This is a genomic window from Sphingorhabdus sp. EL138 (genome assembly GCF_900258045.1).
Lineage (GTDB): Bacteria > Pseudomonadota > Alphaproteobacteria > Sphingomonadales > Sphingomonadaceae > Parasphingorhabdus.
The window spans coordinates 447,251-465,224 of the sequence record NZ_OGVD01000003.1 but is presented as its reverse complement, the minus strand read 5'-3'; the positions used below and the strand labels follow the sequence as shown (position 1 = coordinate 465,224).

The 17,974-nt window shown below is 46.6% G+C and carries 14 protein-coding genes; 9 read left to right on the top strand and 5 right to left on the bottom strand.

Annotation, left to right across the window (positions count from 1 at the left end; genetic code table 11):
- Positions 1–186 precede the first annotated feature (186 nt).
- Together DK507_RS08320 and DK507_RS08315 are read right to left on the bottom strand one after the other, a co-directional pair.
- Entirely contained in the window at positions 187–3,303 is a 3,117-nt protein-coding gene (locus tag DK507_RS08320; RefSeq protein WP_109355904.1) for an efflux RND transporter permease subunit, read from the bottom strand.
- Positions 3,300–4,412, bottom strand: coding sequence for an efflux RND transporter periplasmic adaptor subunit (locus DK507_RS08315; protein ID WP_109355903.1), 1,113 nt, complete (start codon positions 4,410–4,412; stop codon positions 3,300–3,302). Before DK507_RS08315 ends, DK507_RS08320 begins: the two co-directional genes overlap by 4 nt.
- Before the next feature lie 276 nt (positions 4,413–4,688).
- Here DK507_RS08315 and DK507_RS08310 point away from each other — a divergent pair, with 276 nt between their 5' ends.
- A complete protein-coding gene (locus tag DK507_RS08310) occupies positions 4,689–5,549 on the top strand; it encodes an aminoglycoside phosphotransferase family protein (protein ID WP_216822363.1) in 861 nt (286 codons plus the stop codon).
- A gap of 424 nt (positions 5,550–5,973) precedes the next feature.
- On the opposite strand, the gene DK507_RS08305 is transcribed toward DK507_RS08310, so the two are convergent.
- A complete protein-coding gene (locus tag DK507_RS08305; protein ID WP_109355901.1) occupies positions 5,974–6,393 on the bottom strand; it encodes a MucR family transcriptional regulator in 420 nt (139 codons plus the stop codon).
- 223 nt (positions 6,394–6,616) lie between these two features.
- Positions 6,617–7,996 carry an MATE family efflux transporter gene (locus tag DK507_RS08300; protein ID WP_109355900.1) on the bottom strand — a complete coding sequence of 460 codons (1,380 nt, stop codon included), beginning with the start codon at positions 7,994–7,996 and terminating at the stop codon, positions 6,617–6,619.
- 176 nt (positions 7,997–8,172) lie between these two features.
- Between DK507_RS08300 and DK507_RS08295 the strand changes: the two genes are divergently transcribed.
- From DK507_RS08295 to DK507_RS08260, 8 genes are all read left to right on the top strand, one after another.
- Positions 8,173–9,063, top strand: a complete 891-nt coding sequence (locus DK507_RS08295) for an acyl-CoA thioesterase II (RefSeq protein WP_109355899.1) — start codon at positions 8,173–8,175, stop codon at positions 9,061–9,063.
- A 359-nt stretch (positions 9,064–9,422) separates the two neighbouring features.
- Entirely contained in the window at positions 9,423–10,004 is a 582-nt protein-coding gene (locus DK507_RS08290) for a hypothetical protein (RefSeq protein WP_162558971.1), read from the top strand.
- 60 nt (positions 10,005–10,064) lie between these two features.
- Positions 10,065–10,643 (top strand): TIGR00730 family Rossman fold protein, encoded by a 579-nt coding sequence (locus DK507_RS08285; RefSeq protein ID WP_367889553.1) that lies wholly within the window; start codon positions 10,065–10,067, stop codon positions 10,641–10,643.
- Positions 10,644–10,720: 77 nt separating this feature from the next.
- A complete protein-coding gene (locus tag DK507_RS08280) occupies positions 10,721–12,181 on the top strand; it encodes a 4-hydroxyphenylacetate 3-hydroxylase family protein (protein WP_109355897.1) in 1,461 nt (486 codons plus the stop codon).
- The gene (locus DK507_RS18225; protein WP_109355896.1) at positions 12,174–12,563 is read left to right on the top strand and encodes an NUDIX domain-containing protein; all 390 of its coding nucleotides are present in this window, start codon (positions 12,174–12,176) and stop codon (positions 12,561–12,563) included. Before DK507_RS08280 ends, DK507_RS18225 begins: the two co-directional genes overlap by 8 nt.
- Positions 12,564–13,754 (top strand): Xaa-Pro peptidase family protein, encoded by a 1,191-nt coding sequence (locus DK507_RS08270; RefSeq protein ID WP_109355895.1) that lies wholly within the window; start codon positions 12,564–12,566, stop codon positions 13,752–13,754.
- Between the two features lie 27 nt (positions 13,755–13,781).
- A complete protein-coding gene (locus DK507_RS08265) occupies positions 13,782–14,807 on the top strand; it encodes a pyridoxal-phosphate dependent enzyme (RefSeq protein ID WP_109355894.1) in 1,026 nt (341 codons plus the stop codon).
- Positions 14,808–14,811: 4 nt separating this feature from the next.
- Positions 14,812–16,611: a non-ribosomal peptide synthetase gene (locus DK507_RS08260; protein ID WP_162558970.1), complete on the top strand. Its 1,800-nt coding sequence runs from the start codon at positions 14,812–14,814 to the stop codon at positions 16,609–16,611.
- A 52-nt stretch (positions 16,612–16,663) separates the two neighbouring features.
- Here the strand turns inward: DK507_RS08260 and DK507_RS08255 are convergent, their stop codons facing one another.
- The gene (locus tag DK507_RS08255) at positions 16,664–17,707 is read right to left on the bottom strand and encodes a quinone-dependent dihydroorotate dehydrogenase (protein ID WP_109355892.1); all 1,044 of its coding nucleotides are present in this window, start codon (positions 17,705–17,707) and stop codon (positions 16,664–16,666) included.
- Positions 17,708–17,974: the final 267 nt, after the last annotated feature.

The following is a 17,974-nucleotide window of genomic DNA, read 5'->3' as shown; positions in this document are numbered from 1 at the left end:
CGTACTAAATGTTCGCGATGGGTGTGTGAGCCGACAATAGAAATGCGCCGTCTTCCCATCCGAGATTAGAGGCTGTAAGGTGTTAGCTTTAGGCGCAAAAGCGGATATCGACTGGATACAGTTTGCTTCAAATATGATGCAAAGTCTGGAACAATGAATAGGTTGTCGAACCTCAACGATAACATACTAAGCACCGCTCAGGACTTCTTTGCCTTGGCGCAATCTTTTGAGGCGCCGCGTCACAGCGAGAGGGCTGCCAGTGCCGCGTGCTAGCAAATAGTAAAATGACGGTATAATGATCAATGTCAGCATCGTGGAAATGCTAACGCCCCACACGATCACAATGCCGATCGCTTCGCGGCTTGCGCCGCCTGCGCCAGTTGCGAGCATTAGCGGAAGCGCACCGGCAACTGTGGCAATAGATGTCATCAGGACAGGGCGGAAGCGGCGTTTTGCAGATTCCAATATGGCTTTTTCAAATTCTATACCTTCATCGCGCAGCTGGTTGGCAAATTCGACGATTAATATGCCGTTTTTGGCGGCTAACCCGACAAGCATGACCAAACCGATCTGGCTGTACAGATTGAGCGTTCCGCCCAACACGGTGAGGCCCAGCAGCCCTCCACTGACAGCTAGCGGCACCCCTAGAATGATGATCAGCGGGCTGATAAAACTTTCAAACTGCGCCGCGAGCACCAGATAAACCAATATGATTGTAAAGCCGAGGACGAGCCAAATGGAACCACCCGTCTGCCTGAGCGCGCGGCTCTGGCCTTCATAGCCAATCGATACCACTTCCGCCAGCGATGCGGCTTCGTCTTCCAGGAAGGTTAGCGCCTCGCCGAGCGAATAACCATCTGCCACCGTGCCTTCCAAAGTGATTGCACGCAATTTGTTGAACCGGTTCAACTCGCCAGCTTCCGCTCGGCTAGTCAATGTTACCAGACCCGATAACGGGACGAGATTATCATCTCGCGCACGGACATAGACATTGGCGAGATCCTCGGCAGTGACCCGATCTTCCGGTTCCGCCTGCAGCACCACGTCATATTCCTCACCCCGGTCCACATAGGTTCCGGCATTGCGCGACCCCATCATGGTCTCCAAAGTTCTACCGATTTCCTCAACCGAGACACCGAGGTCAGCGGCTCGCAGCGTATTGACGTTGACCACCAGCTGCGGTCGGGTTTCTTTATAGTCGGACTCCAGCGTCGCGATGCCGGGATATTCTTCAGCGGCGACAAACAGCGCGTCGCGGGCGCGAGTCAATTCTCCATAAGTATCACCGGCAATCACGAAGCGAATGGCCTCACCGCCACGTCCGCCGATGGTCGAACCGCCGGAAACAAACACCCGCGCCGCCGGGTAATCCCGAAACAGCTTGTTGACCGCCGACTGGGTTTCAGCGGTTGTCATATCGCGTTCATCCCAAGGTTTCAGGAACATGATAATCCGACCCGAAGAAAAATCTCCTGAAGGGCCAAAAGAACCAGGTGCTCGGAACAAGACCCGGCGCAGCGGACCATCCTCCTCGGTCAATGGAAGCGCAAGCTCTTCGATGTCGAGCATGGTCTTGACGAGTCGGTCCCAACCCGCGCCCTCGGAAATGGTTGCACGGCCAAACATGAAACCGGTATCTTCCGGCGGAGCAACCTCGCTTTTCAGCGTTTGCAATCCGATAACAGCGAATAAAGCGGCCAGTCCGAAGGCGACGCCTCCTAGCAGAACAGGTTTGCTAATCCATCGCGACAGGATGCTTTCATAGCCCACGCTTGTTTGCCGAAATTTACCGTCGACATATCGACTCAACTTGGTCTCGCCACCGCCTTTTTTCAGGATTTTCGAACACATGACTGGGATGAGCGTCAGCGCGACGAAAGTGGAGATGGAAACGGCGACAATCATGGTAATGGCAAGTTCGCGAAACAACAGGCCCGTTTCACCAGGCAAAAACATGACCGGCACAAAAACCGCAACCACCACAGCGGTAGTAGCGACGACCGCAAAGCCCACCTGACGCGCGCCTTCAAAAGCTGAAATCAAGCGGCTTTCGCCACGCTCAATGCGCGAATAGATATTCTCTAGCACGACGATCGCGTCATCCACGACCAGACCAATGGCCATGACCAACGCGAGCAAGGTCAGCAAATTAATCGAAAGACCAAGCAACCAGAGCACGAAAAATGTCCCGATAATCGAAATCGGAACTGTCACTGCAGGGATGATGGTGGCCCGCACAGAACCAAGAAACAGGTAAATAACCGAGATGACCAGAATCGCTGCAAAAGCCAGTGTTTGCCAGACATTGTCAATCGCCTTGGCAATAAAAACGCTGCTGTCATAACTCACGGCAAGCTCAACGCCGGGCGGGAGGAGGGGGGTAATCTCCTCAATGCGGTCCTTGATATCATTGGCGACCTGCAACTCGTTCGCGCCGGATTGCCGGATAATACCCATGCCCACACCCGGAAGGCCATTGGAGCGGAAATGGGCATAAACATTTTCCGGGCCCAGTTCGACGCGAGCCAGATTCCCTAAACGCAGCAATGCGCCATCATCGGTACGCCGGATCACCAGCGCCCGAAAATCGTCGACATTGCCATAAGCTCTGGCGACGCGAACCGTGAGATTGAGATCCGAAGATTCAACTCTACCTGCTGGCAACTCAACATTTTCTCGCCGCAGCGCTTCTTCAATATCATTAGGCGAAATGCCGGACGCAGCCATTTTTTCGCGATCCAGCCAGACACGAATGGCCGGACGCGAGGCACCGCTGGGTTGCACCCGGGCAACACCGTCAATCGAAGAAAAACGGTCCACCAACACCCGGTCGGCATAATCGGCCAGCCACAAGGATTCGCGACCTTCGCCGGTCAGGTTGAGCCACATGAAAGGCCGCGCATCAGCATCAACCTTGTTAATTTCAGGTGGATCGGATTCTTCGGGCAGATTGTCCAGCGCGCCGGAGACGCGATCCCGTACGTCATTGGCCGCCGCATCGACATCGCGATCAGGCGAGAATTCAATGGTGATATCAGACCGTCCATCGCGGGAGGACGAACGGATCATCTCGATACCTTCCACCCCGGCAATCCGGTCTTCCAAAATCTGTGTGATACGCGATTCCACAACATTTGCAGCAGCGCCGGGATAGTTGACATCGACCGAAACAATCGGCGGTTCAATTGCCGGATATTGTCGCACTGGCAGATCGAGAAAAGCGACGATACCGGCGAGCACCAACAAAAGGCTGAGAACGACCGCAAAAACGGGCCTTTTGACCGAGACGTCTGAAAGGATCATGAGCCGGTTGCTCCGCTGCTGCGTGCCGGTTTCGCTGGTTTCCCTGGCGCCTTTTCAGCTGCCTTTTCAGGCACTTTCTGACCGGGCAAGACTGCGTTGACCGGTGCATCGTCGCGCACCTTGACGGTTCCATCAGCGACAATCTTGTCGCCTAGAGTGATCCCGATTCTGACCTCCACCATGCCTTTGGAGCGCAAGCCGACTTCGATGACTGTGCGCCGCGCAATCCCGTCTTTGTCGACCAGGAAAACGAAATTCTGGTCTCCTTGGGCGAGCAAAGCGGTTTCCGGAATGGCAAGTCCGGTCCGGGTTTCCGAAACAATGCGTACGCTCATCAACATGCCAGGACGGAGTTTTCGGGCAGCATTCGGCAATATCGCGCGTACAGTCAAACTGCGCGAAAGGGGGTCGACCAGTGGGTTGATATTGTCGATCGTCCCAAAAAAGCTCTGATTAGGATAGGCTGATGTTGTTGCTTCTATCACCTGACCTGCTTCAAGCGCTGTCAGGAAATTTTCAGGTACAGTAAAATCCAGCTTGATTGAGGAGATGTCGCTGATCGTGGCAATGGGACTGCCCGACGTTACGACTGTTCCAGGCGATACCGTTCGCAAGCTCAAAACGCCATCAAAGGGCGCACGGATAACGCGATCGGATATACGAGAGCGGATGGCGTTTGCATCAGCTCTGGCACCATCACGCAAAGCAGTCTGCTCGTCCACTGCGGCGTTGGTAGCAAAACCGCGTTTCTGAAGTGAGGTCAGCCGCTCAAGCTGTTTTTCTGCTTCACGCGCCCTTGCTTCTACTGAGCTGAGATCCGCTGATTCTTCACCCCGGGACAATTGCGCGATGATCGCGCCGCGCCGGACAATCGCACCGTCGGTAAAGCCAATCCGCTCGATTCTTTCGGTAACCGGTGAGGTAATTACGGTCTGCTCATTGGCAAATGCCGTGCCGACCGCTTCAATTTCACTGACAAATTCTGCTTGTGTCACGGTACCGCTGACAACCGTAGGCGAGCCGCCTCGCCCGCCGCCATTGCCACCGGCATCACTACAAGCGGTTAATGCGAGCACCAATCCCAGAAGCCATGAGCTGTGAAATGTCATCTGTCGATTACCTTAAAATCAGGAAAGTCGTTTCCAACTTTGTCTATTGGGAGATCAAAATTGTAGAGCATGGCCAAAATCATACCATCAGTAATTGTTTATGATAACAAAATTTGTGCCAAAGAGCATCTATGTTTGATACCCGAGTTATTTAAATTCACTGTCCGCTATGGGCGCAAAAGCGGACGCTTGGTATTGAACGCTTATCTGACAAATATTCCTTTGAATGCAGGTTTCATGTAAAATCGCCGAATGACCGTATGTCCCGATGTTTCTATGCAACTTGTTACCAAACTTGTTGCAGAACAATTTCCACAATGGGCAGGTTTGCCTGTATCGCCGGTCAAATTGAGTGGGTGGGACAATAGAACCTTTCATTTGGGTCGTAATATGACAGTGAGACTGCCAAGCGCCAAAAGATACGCAGAAAAAGTGCATATTGAGCAAGAGTGGTTGCCAAAATTGGCACCCAACTTACCTTTCCCGATTCCAGAGCCGGTCGCTATGGGGCATGCGTCCAAGGACTACCCTTGGAATTGGTCCATTTACCGATGGATAGAGGGCGAGAATGCAGATGTATTGGATCAAAGCGACCTACCGCAATTTGCTGAAGATTGTGCTCGATTTCTTAAAGAACTCCATCAAATCGACACAGCAAGAGGCCCGTTGGCCGGTGCGCATAACTTTTATCGAGGAGGCGCTCTCACAGTTTATAGTGAAGAGACAAACACGGCTATCTCGAAATTGGAGGGCATAATTGAAACTGAAACGGTTACTGCTATTTGGGAGCAAGCTGTAAGCTCTCAATGGGTTGATGAACCTGTGTGGGTTCATGGCGATTTCAGTGTTGGAAACATCATCGTAAGAGATGGGAAGTTAGCTGCCGTTATTGATTTCGGAGGAATGGGGGGCGGAGACCCTGCTTGCGACTTGGTTTTAGCTTGGACCTTTTTAACACGCGAGAGCCGTGCGATATTTAAATCTCGAATGGATATGGATAGCAATACATGGGCCCGTGCCCGTGGATGGGCCTTGTGGAAAGCTCTTATCACACTTGTTTCATTGGAGGGCAAAGATAGTCCAAATGCTAACCAGCAAATGCGGGTAATAGACTCAGTTTTATGCGACAATCTATGACGGTTTCGGAACAAAACAGTAACAATCCCAATGTCCGCTTTCGGATATTGAGGGCGCAAGTTTTTTGATCTCTAACTCACGGAAGTCGATTAATCATGGTTGTCGCCAAAGTTAAGTCCAATTCCAACGTTCAGGTAAGGCCCATCATAAGGTGGTGGGACCATAAATCTCAAAATCATTAAGAAACACTCCAGCGGGCGCGCGTTGTGTTGGAACGAGGGCTCTTCACGCCGCCCCTGCTTCCTTAGTGGCCGCAGCATTTAACGTTGAAAGATCAAAGCTGGTTTACAACTATGTTCATTTGCGATTGCCCTATCGTAGCAATTAAACTGCTCTCAACAAACTAATCGAAATATCACGCGAATTAGCGCTGTCATAGTGAATTGAAAGGATACGCAAGCAACTGAAAAGAATGGTCAAAAATCTAAGCGGCCATCTTTTTCTTCCGTGCTCGTCCCAAACCGTTCCTTTTGGCAAGATCACTTCTTTTTGCGGAGTATTGGGAGCAAACCATCGGATAATCAGAAGGCAATCCCCACTTTTTCTTATACTCTTCAGGAGTTAAGTTATGATGGGTCATAAGATGACGTTTCAACATTTTCATCTTTTCTCCATCCTCCAAGCAAACAATATAACTTGGCTTAACTGAGTCAACAATCGGGACGGCGGGTTCTTCCATTTGTTCCGAGATATCTCGATTTGCCAAGCCAACAAGTGAGCTATGAATTTTTTCAATAAAATTTGGTATGTCGGAAACTGCCATGTTGTTGTTTGCGACATGAGCCGAAACTATGTTCGAGGTCATCGAGATGAACATGTCATCTCGATCAGTATCTTTATTCATTGTCTGGTCCTGTTTTTGCGATTTTCTATCTTGATTTATGCTATATCAAGTTAGCTCAGAGATATACGATAACTCCGCGGCAATCAATTATTCAGAGCATGATTTTACAATCAAGGGCAATTGAAAAGATCAATTCTTGCTCGAATCCTGACAGCACCATTAGAAAATTTCTTAGGTGACGGCGGATTTGATTGCAATCAAAGCGTATGCCTTTTCAAGCCATTCAAGTTGTCTGAGGGTCACTAGATGACCAAAATGGCTTTGATAAAACCGCTGCCATCACAACATAAGATATTGCTATCGCTAATGCGACGATCCAAAACGGTTGAGCTGCTGTTACTGCAATCAATGCCCCCCCTGATGCTACAGCGAGTCGCAATAGGGTTCCTCTCCAAGACCATTTGAGCTTTCCAAGGCCCTGGCTTGCAAAAAATAAAACTGTGCCAATTCCTAGGAAACCGTATGCAGGACCAACAACGGTCAAATACAATGAACCAGCTTCTAGTACGTTTACATCGGAAGAGAATAGTCCAATCCAGAACCAAGGAAAAATGGCCGCTAGAACTCCAATTACACCTGTAGTGATAAATGCTAACATTGCCGAAATCCAAGTGGCGTGAATTGCCCTTTTGAACTGCGAGGCACCAATGTTGACCCCTGCCAACGTAGTTGCTGCTGAGCCTATTCCGAATAGAATTGGCAACAATGCTAAGTCCAATCTCGAACCGGCTCCGTAGCCGGCGAGCACTTGAGGCGCAAAATTTGCTCCAACAATTCCCGTGAGCATAATCGTATTGATGTTCAATATTCCTGTAATTGCGGACGATGGAATGCCTATCGATAGTATTGCTCTAAAATAAGATCCCGAGCCAAACCCAATGACCTGCCAGTTCATTCTGATTCCTAGCTTCCAAACTTCCCAACCAAGATAAATAGATCCAATCGCATAGTAAGAGATCAGAGCCACGATTCCACCAATCAGTCCGATACCGCCAAAAACCGAACCGCCTACAATTAATGTGGGCGTAACGAGCATAACGATTGGTGCACCAAACAGTGCAAAACGAGCCGGCGGTGCCACGCTCCCTATCCCTCTAAGTACAGACGCTAGTCCATTGAATGTCCAAATGAATATCGCACCACAGAAAGCTATATTTGAATAGCGTACAGCTGCATCCAAAACTGAATCACGGGCACCCATTAAATAAAACAAATGTTTGCCGAATGCTAAAAAAACTATTGCGATCAATATTCCAAAAAACAAAGATATAACCGCTCCACTTGAAACTATCTCGCTCAAATGGGTTTTTTTCTTTAATCCAATCGACCTCGCTACTGTCGCTGTTATCCCGGCGCCAATGCCTCCAGATGACATCGTGCTCACAAATAAGAAGAATGGATACACAAGAGATATGGCCGCGAGATAATCGACTCCGAGCCGACCAACATAAGAAAGTTCTACCAGGGACATCGATATCTGCATTAACATTACGAACGTCGTGGGCGCGGATAGGCGAACGATCACCTTCGCTATTGGGCCGCTTAACATCAATTCTCGTTTACTATCTATAACAGAAGCATGGCCCTTAATTTTGTCAGACATATACTAAGCACCTGTTTAATGGTAGAATTTTGCGCTGAATTCAAGATAAAGTGTAGTCAAATTAGTATAAGATGAAAGATATATTGAGAAAAATCAATAGATTGATTAATGAAAGATATAACAGCAATATTTCGTGATCAAGATTTTATATCAAATACAATGTATGCTTGGTTTCAATGTCAATTCTGGAAAACGGAGTAGAATTATCAATGTTTAATAAGCTTTCCGAACCCGTATTAGAAGACAAAGGGGATGGCTTTGCAAAACATACCATAAACTTTGAAAAATCTACCAAAATTATATCTGTCAATGGCGGATATATTGCGGCTGCAATGTTGCGAACTGTGAAGGCGATATGTGATGATACGCCTGCTAATATGTCCATACAGTTCATTAAGAGAGTAGCCGCCGGGGAGGCGAAGATTGAGACTGAGATGGTTCGGATATCATCATCGCAGGTAGCTCTTTTTCAGGTCTCTTTGTTTCAAAAGGGTTTTTTAGCCGCCATTAGTCAAATATGGACGTTCCAAGAGTGTGTTGCCCCAAGTGTGCATACCGGGTCGATGCCAGTGGTTCCACATCCAGATGAAATGCAGTCAATTGAGAGTATAATCGCAAAGCGAATGCCGAAAGCGCCGTTCTGGGAGGCATTTGAGCAAAGACATATTAACTTTCTAGACATGGGTAAGCGCAAAAATCCAACGCCTCGCTCTCTACGATGGATGCGACATAAAGACGGGGTGGGTGAAGACCGCTTCTCAAAGGCATCTGCAGTGTTGCCGATTGTCGATGTTCTCGGGGTGCCAGCTGCTCTCAATGTGTTGGGCCCAACTTCTAATATTGTCAAAGCCTCCACATTGAACCTCAATATCCAATATTTTGATATTTCTTCCATAGATGGTTGGCTCTTGGGTGACGCATATGCGGAATGTATCAACGGTCGTTTGTTGAGTTTTCGAGTGCAAGTGTGGTCAATATCAGGTTCGTTGGTGTGTCAGGGAATAGGTCAGATGTTCACCGGAGGACAAGCAGTGGATCAAACCATCAACGATCAGGTCGAGCAATGATCGATAGGTGCAGGTCAAAGACGTTTATCAGTGGATTGTCATACGAAGTAGGAGAGCCACAGCGTATAGATAGCTTGCGAAACTGTGTGGACAATGATCTTCTGGACATGTTCCGAAAGCAAGGGCTGCGAGATTTTTGCGCAAGCGGAGATTCAGCATCTTCGCTCGCGGCAAGGTCTCTGTCTAAAACAATTGCCTGTAGTAATCGGAGTTGTGGCGACATAGATTTGCTGCTGATTTGCTCAGAAACATTGGATCCGAGAGAGAAGGGAGGAATGGAGCTCTTATCTTATATGGAGGCAGCCGGTTTGGAGGCTGTGCCGACCGTTGCTTTGAGTATGAATTCGTGTGGAAACTTGATGCCAGCATTTAAGTTTGCCCGCAATGCGATTGAAAGCGAGGGCCTGCAGAATATAGCTATAGTTTCAACTGATTGTGCGTATGAAAGAACACGGGTTGCACACATGCAACTTGGAATATTGAGTGACGGAGCTGCCAGTTGTATCGTGTCAGGAGAAAGCGATGAGGCTCAGTTTGAGATATTAGGAGAAGGGCAAGCTACCAATCAAAAAGTCCTTCACCTTACTTGGCCAGATCAAAAAGCGGCAGGTTTGCAGTTCGTAGTGAATGGGGTGAGAAAAGCAGTTGAGAAAGCCTATCACGATGCCATGCTAACTCGCAATGATGTCGATTTTTTATTTTGCCCAAACATTCGCTCAGACTCAAATGAATTCCTATCGCGATTTTTGCGTATCGAACGAAAACGATCTTATCACGAAGGTTTGGCAACATACTCACATGTCTATTCATCAGATTGTTTGATTAATTTGGTGCATAGCAAGTTATGGCGGTCCAAGAACTCCCAAAATGATGGCCAGACGCTGCTGTGTTTAATGATGGGTTCGCATTCTTGGGGCGCAATGATCTTACGCTCTAAGTAATCTTGAGTGCAATATGCAAGGCGCCAAATCTCGGTTGCTGTCACTGCTGTCTAGGGAGGAATGATGATGCGAATTTGTATCTTTTGTGGGTCTGCCATGGGCAATGATGATTTGTATGCTGAAGCTGTTGACAATTTCGTGAAGGAAATTGCAACGATCGGAGGTAGCCTTGTCTATGGCGGCGGTAATGTTGGGTTGATGGGTGTTCTTGCTGATTCGGCATCGCAGTATGGCATAGAGATTTCAGGTGTGATCCCAGAACATCTGAAGTCTGCTGGTCTCTCACATCCTAAGCTTACTGAATTGCATATAGTTCAATCGATGCATGATCGAAAGCAATTGATGTCTGAGCTAAGCGATGCATTTGTTGCGCTTCCGGGAGGAGCGGGAACATTAGAGGAAATAGTAGAGCAGTGGACCTGGGCACAAATTGGATTGCACCAAAAGGCATGCGGTTTTCTGAACGTTTCAAGCTATTTTGACAAACTGTGTGAATTCATCGAGCACATGACAAGAGCTGGATTTGTGTCACGTGAACACACTGACATGCTTGTGTTCGAAGAACGGCCAAATGAGCTGCTATTGAAACTTGCTTTGTCCAACCCGGTAAATCCAAAATGGTCGAAAGAGATAATTTAGAACTCCAAAAAAAGGAAGTTGGATTTATTTCTAGAAAAATATAGACAAAATTCATAAAACTAAATACAAATTGTAGTATGTTAAATCAAATTGAGTCTAAAGATATGGACGTTGAGTCATATTCAAAGAGAATTGATGATAACAGAAAGGTTTATCTTGATGGGGAAATTGTTAAAAATGTAGCCACTGAGCCAGCCTTTTTGGGTGCTGTTAATGTCATCAATTCTTACTACAGACTTCAAGTTGAAAAGCCGGAAACCCACACAACATTAGATAGATCTGGCAACGCTATCGCCGCTAGCCTGTCAATTCCTGAAAGCGTGACTGATCTGCAGTCAAAGCGGCGGCATTACAAAGAAATCGCCGATTTGTCTTTCGGAATGCTTGGGCGTACACCTGATTTTATGAATGCGGCAATTATGTCTTGGGCTGTTCACTCAGAGTTTTTGGGAGATTCTTCGGCCACTTCGTACTCGCAGAACATGAAAGATTACTATCGGCTTTGCTGCGAACGCAATTTGTTCGTTGCTCACGGTGCTATTAATCCCAAAATAGATAGAAATGCTAGTCTTGGTTCGTCCGAGCATCCTTTTTGCGGTGTGAAAGTCATTCATACAAATGAAGAGGGTATAGTGGTTTCTGGCGCGAAAATGATCGTTACACTGGCGCCAATCGCGGATGAAATAATGGTTTTCAATATGCCTGGCTTGAAGCCGGGAGACGAAGACTTTGCTTTGGCATTTGCGCTCCCGATCGCGTCGCCGGGATTGCAGCTTGTTTGTCGGAAGCCACTATCAAGAGGGGGGGAGGCCAGCTTTGACTATCCGCTAGCAAATCTATTTGATGAAATAGACAGTTACATGATTCTGACAAATGTCTTTGTCCCTTGGGAAAGGGTTTTCGTTTTCAAAGATGTTATGAGATCGAATCAATTCTATGATCGTAGTTTCGCTCGTAATCACGCAGGTCATCAAGGGGCGGCCCGTGCCATTTCTAAAGGGGAATTTGTTGCCGGTGTAGCTTCAAAGATTGCCCAAGATCTAGAACTATCGCTATCCCCAAATGTTCAAGAACAGCTAGGAGAAATAGCGTCAGACTTGGAGGCTGCTAAGGCATTGGTTGAGAGAAGTGAAAATCAGTCACAAGCAGACGACTCTGGAACATTTAATCCTGACATTGCGGCGATCCATGCGCTAAGAATCAATTTTCCAAGAATGTATTCACGTGCTTTGGAAAAAATTCGTTCTTTGGCTCCCGGTTCTATGATGGCATTGCCTACAGAAGCAGATTTTAAGGGAAGCAATGGAAATCTTCTGCGAGAAGCTTTGGGTTCCACAAATCTAAATGCGATGGACCGTGTTAAGCTTCTTAATCTTGCTTGGGATTTGGTAGGGGAAGGTTTTGGGCAACGGCAGCTGACCTATGAAATCTATCACGCTGGTGACCCAACCATAATAGCGAGGAGTCAATTTAGGGGCTATGATTGGGAAAAACCCCGACAATCTGTTTCTCTGAGTTTGAGCAATATCGATGATTGAGTGTTCATGCCTAGTTGCTTTGAGTGGTCGGGCGATACTGCTTGTGCGAGTTAGGGATAACAAAAAATGGTATCTGCCCGGTGGAAAGGTCGAGGTTGGAGAGTCTCACCAGCAAGCACTCTGTAGAGAGCTAAGCGAAGAAATCTCGGTTGTTCTAAAAGCGGAAAATTTAGTTCATTTGATAACCGTTGAAGGACCGGCTTATCGTGAAGAGGGCAAAGTACGACTGGTCTGTTATCGGAGTGAGAACGAAATAGATGGCCAACCATCCGGCGAAGTATCAGAATTGGCTTGGCTTGATGGGGGATCGTATCACCTCTTCGCCCCGGCAGTCCAAATATTGTACGACGAGCTTGAAAAGCAGAAAATGTTGGGTGGTTGAATGTATAATTCAGATCGCCTGGTAGCTAAGCTTAAAGAGCATCAACTTGATGCTATTGTTTCTAGCACCAAAGAAAACACATTCTATTTATCTGGTTTCATGCCTGTTGTACGGACATTAAATCCGTACCATGGAATCTGCCTCGTGGTTGTCTTAGCAGACAGTCCGAACGAAATTCACGTGGTGCATTCGCATGGAGAAAGTGATCAGATTCTAGATGCTGATGTCGAGGTTGGAGAATGCGAATTCTATGGAACTTTCTATAGAGAAACAGGTGACGCGAATGATTTCACTTTAGAAGAAAAGACACTGCGCGAAATATCTTGCAAATCTCCGATGGGGCGTACCGCTGTTTTGGCTACTCAGCGCTTGTTTGAGAATCTGGGCCTAGAACAAGCGGCTCTAGGCTTCGACATTGATGGTGTACCTCGTGAATTCTTTGAACAGATAACGGCATGTTTTCCAAACTGCTCTATTGAGAATGGCTCAGAGATTTTGCGAGATATTCGTCGTGTTAAAACTTCCGAGGAAGTGCAGTTAATACAGTTAGCAGCCCAGTCTGCAGAAGAGGCAATACAAGCAGCTGTTTCGTCAATCGGGCCAAATTCTACGGAGGCTGATGTTGCATCCTCTTTCGAGCGAGCGCTCATTAACGAGGGCGCTCGTCCTGCATTGACAATGATAAAGGCCGGAAGGCACGCTGTAGGAGGGCAGCGTCGTCAGAGAAAAGACATATGCATAAAAGACACCGGTCTGATTTGGTTTGATTGTGACACAATACAAAACTATTATTGGGCTGATATAGCTCGAGTATTTGTAATTGGTGATGACCGTATTTATCGTGAAAAATTTGACGCTCTATATGCGGGACAACGCTATGCGATAGAACACATCCGACCTGGAATGACCGGTAATGACATATTCGAATTGACTATGTCATGTGTCCATAGAGCTGGGTTCCCGGAATATCGGCGACACCATGTGGGACATGGTATCGGATTGGAGCCATATGAGCGGCCAATATTGTCACCTGGAAGCAAAGACGTTGTCGAGTGTGGAATGACACTCTCAATCGAGACACCCTATTATGAATATGGATTGGGAGCGCTTCACGTCGAGGACCCCATTCATATTGGTGATGCTGCCAATACTATTCTCACAAAAACGAGCGGGACAATGTCCGTTCTTTAGCAGCATTTCGGATTCAAGGATCAATTTATGTCTAGAGAAATTGTAGACCGGATTAGTGACTGCGTTGGCGTCACACCCATTGTGAAAATTAAGCACGATTTGGTTCCAAATGATAAGCAACTGTTTGCCAAAATAGAATCGTTTAACCCCAACTTTAGTGTGAAAGATCGAACTGCGATTGGATTAGTCCATTCTGCATTGGCAAATGGAGCGCTAAAGAAGAACGGTTTGTTAATCGAATCCACTTCAGGGAATCTTGGTAAATCACTTGCGATGCTCGGAGCGATTTATGGATTCGAAGTTATTGTTGTTGTTGATCCGAAAGTTAGTCCAAAGGTCTTGAATTGGTATCGGGCATTTGGTGCGCAAGTCGATTTGGTAACTGAGCCACATATTGAAGGAGGATTTCAGAAGGCTAGGATCGCTAGAGTTCAGGAATTACTGGAGCTTCATCCGGGAGCTTATTGGCCGAATCAATATGACAATGTTTCCAATAAAGAGTACCACTACTATAAGATGGGCCCCGAAATACTTGAGGACGTTCGTTCCACATCTTCAGACTTAGTTGTGGGTAGTGTAAGCACTGGCGGTCATCTCTCAGGGATAGGAAGTTACATCAAAAGCCATTGTGAAGACGTAGGTGTAGTTGCCGCAGATATCGCAGGTTCCTCAATATTCGGTGGAAAGTTTACCCCTTACCTCATCAACGGTGTTGGATTGAGTTGGCGAAGTCAGAACACTGATTTTTCTGCCTTCGACAATATTGTGGTGGCGTCGGACCAAATGGCTATTTCAGTTTGCAGAGAAATTTCAAAAAGTCATGGCTTTTTGTTGGGAGGGTCGTCTGGGCTGGTTATATTTGCAGCGTTGTCATCGCTCCTTCATTCCGAGCACCGGAGCGCTCTAGCCATACTGCCTGATTCCGGAATAAACTACCTGGATCAGATTTATGATGATGATTGGCTCGATTCAAATGGCATCAGTCTAATGGGGTATGAGCAGCTTTGTGACTCTTTGCGAAGAACGCCTCCTTCGTCCGTGCCTGAGGAATAGCGAGATGGGAGAAGGCGTAGCGAAAACCTCAGTTGCAGAGTATGCCGGCGTCAGCCAAAAAGAGTATGAGGGTATTCTTGATCGTCTTAAGCGGATAGCCCGTGTCACACCGCAAAAGATTGCGATTTGCGACGAATCTGGCAATTCACAAACATATTCTCAACTCATTTCCCGAGTTGTCGACATCGAGAAACAACTGCGGGAAAAGGGTCTAAAGCCTGGGATTCGGGTGGCGTGTATTGTTCCACCAGGCGTGACAGGGGCTACTATTTCAATAAGCATGATGTGTTATCATGAATGTGTTGTTATCGATCCAAAGTTGCCAATATTGGATATCGTTCAACGAATTCAGAAGATGCGTGCTCAAGCTGTAGTGTGGGACCGGGACAAACTAACACAGGTCTATGGCGAGCTTACCAGATTATTGGTTGTTCCCCTTGAAGATATATCTATGGATTGTTCTGCAGAAGATTTTCAGGATTTGGAGTTCGTAACAGACGAAGGACGGCTAGCGCTTATAGTGGGTACTTCTGGCACAACGGCAACACCAAAAATTATTCCACTATCTGAAAAGCGATTGATCCTCGCAACAGAAAATATGCAGAACATCTTTGATCTGACTGCTGATGATATTTGTTTTTGTCCAATGCCGTTATATCATACACATGGTCTCGTTACAGGGCTGCTATCAGCATTATGTTCAGGTGGCAGCATTATGTGTGTAGCCAAGTTTGACCCGAGACAGATGCTTGATTTAGTTGCAGATATTAAGGCGACTTGGGTAACTGCAGCGCCAGCGATTTATCAATCAGTGTTAAAGGTTGCTGCGCAAAATAGCCAAATGCACGCAAAAACAGGATTGAGATTTGTGAGATCGTCTTCTGCAGCGCTTCCAGCGAGTGTTATGAAAACAATCGAAGCATTCTTCAGAGCTCCGGTGATCGAAACCTATGGTATTACAGAGGCTTCCGTGGTGGCATCTAACCCTCTGCCTCCAGCTGATCGCAAAGCCGGGTCAGTTGGCTTCCCCACAAATGTAGATATTAAAATTATGCGTTCGAAATCTGATTCGAAATCAGGTGAAATCTGCCTCAGAGGCCCGATCGTGATAGACGGATATGAATGTAATTCAGCCGCCAACGACGTTTCCTTTTCTGATGGATGGTTTCTCACGGGAGATCTCGGTTATTTTGATCAAAATGGTTATTTATTTCTTATCGGAAGAAAAGGTGATTCAATAAAGCGGGGCGCAAATTTGGTTGCTCTCGCGGACATCGATTCAGCTTTGATTGAGCTAGATGAATTGTCAGATGGTGCTGCTTACAAGGTCGCGCACCAAACTCTAGGTAATGATATACGGGCCGCAGTCGTCGTCACGGCGGGGTGTGAAATTGATGGGCCGGAGATACGATCTAAACTCTTGAAATCACTACCGGCATATAAAGTACCGAGTCATATTGATGTCGTAGATGAGATTCCTCGCTCGGCAACCGGTAAAATACTTAGAGGAATTCTGGCTGAGTTGCTGGCCGCTAACGTTGATGAACGGGCGACACCACCCAGCACAGAAATCCAAAAGGAAATTGCATCTATTTGGGAGGACATGTTGGAGGTGGAGAACGTGGGCCTGGAGGATGACTTTTTTAGTGCTGGTGGAGATTCGTTGAATCTGATTATCTTTTTGGAAACCGTATCAGAACGCTATGGTATCGAGTTGGGGCCTGAGGAATTTTTGGAGACGCCACAGCTTCTTGCGATTGCCGATCTCATTGATTGTTTGCAAAAATCGAAGACTGGGAATTAGCAATACTTACACTTGCTGCGCTTCGAATGCCCGAAGGTCACGAGCTTTAAGTCTATGAATCTACACCCACAGCTTGCATAATGTTTGAAAAGCCATCTTTTTGTAGTATATGAACCAATTCCGTGTTTATGTCGGTCGGCAAACTAGGTCCCTTGTAAATTAGTGCGGTATACAGCTGTACAGCATTTGCTCCGGCACGAATTCGTTCATATACGCTCTGTGCGTCATTGATCCCGCCGCTGCTAATTAATGGCATCGAATTACCAATTTTCTGTCTAAACGTTTTCAGCAAATTGATCGAATGAGTTGAGAGAGGTCGACCTGACAAACCCCCTACTTCAAGTGAATGTCGGCTCAGTAAAGCTTCTGGTCTGTTGATGGTTGTGTTTGCAACAATCAGTCCATCAATCCGACTTTTGACTGTTAGTCTTGCAATATGATCAATCTCTTGTTCTGAAAGATCGGGCGCAATCTTGATGAATATAGGGCCTCTAACCCTATCTCTTGCATCGCTTAGTCTTTCTAACAATTGTTCGAAATTATTTGCAAACTGCAATTCTCGAAGGGCAGGTGTGTTGGGAGAAGAGATGTTTATTACCAGATAGTCTGGGATCAGACCCAGCGTGTCGATAGACTTAATATAGTCGCCGATCCTATCTTCAGAATCTTTGTTAGCACCAATGTTCACTCCCAATATTTGTGCGCCTTTTTGATAACTCGTCAAATTTCGTAACGCAGAGCATATCCCGATATTATTAAAGCCCAGTCGGTTTATGAGGGCTTCATCTTCCTTGAGCCTGAACAAGCGGGGCTTTGGATTCCCAAGCTGCGGTTTTGGAGTTAAAGTTCCCACTTCTACGAATCCGAAACCTATTCGAAACAGGCCTGAGAAAGCGACGGCATTCTTATCGAAGCCGGCCGCCATACCTAAGGGCGAGGGTAAGTTCAGTCCCGCAAGGTTTGTGCGCAAAATAGTATCTGGTGGAGGCGCTTTTTTGACCAATCCATATTTCAACACATTGATTGCAAGATTATGCGCGCTTTCTTGTGGCAAAGAAAATAACAATGGTCTGATCAGCTTGTAAGACGAACTCATATACCCTCAATACCGATTACAATTCATCCGTGATTTGATCTCTGTTTGCAGATTTTAAAAATAGCTCAATTACTTTGTATATTATATTTTTCTAGATTTGTAAGCTTTATCATCATTTTTCCTGTGTTTATCTGAAGGTAAATAAATCAAAACCCATATGATATAATTATAAATCATTTATATGGCAAAAATCATTGACATTGATTGATAAATCTAAGTAAAATGAGAATCATATGAAATGCAGTTTCGATTTGGATTGTTATCACG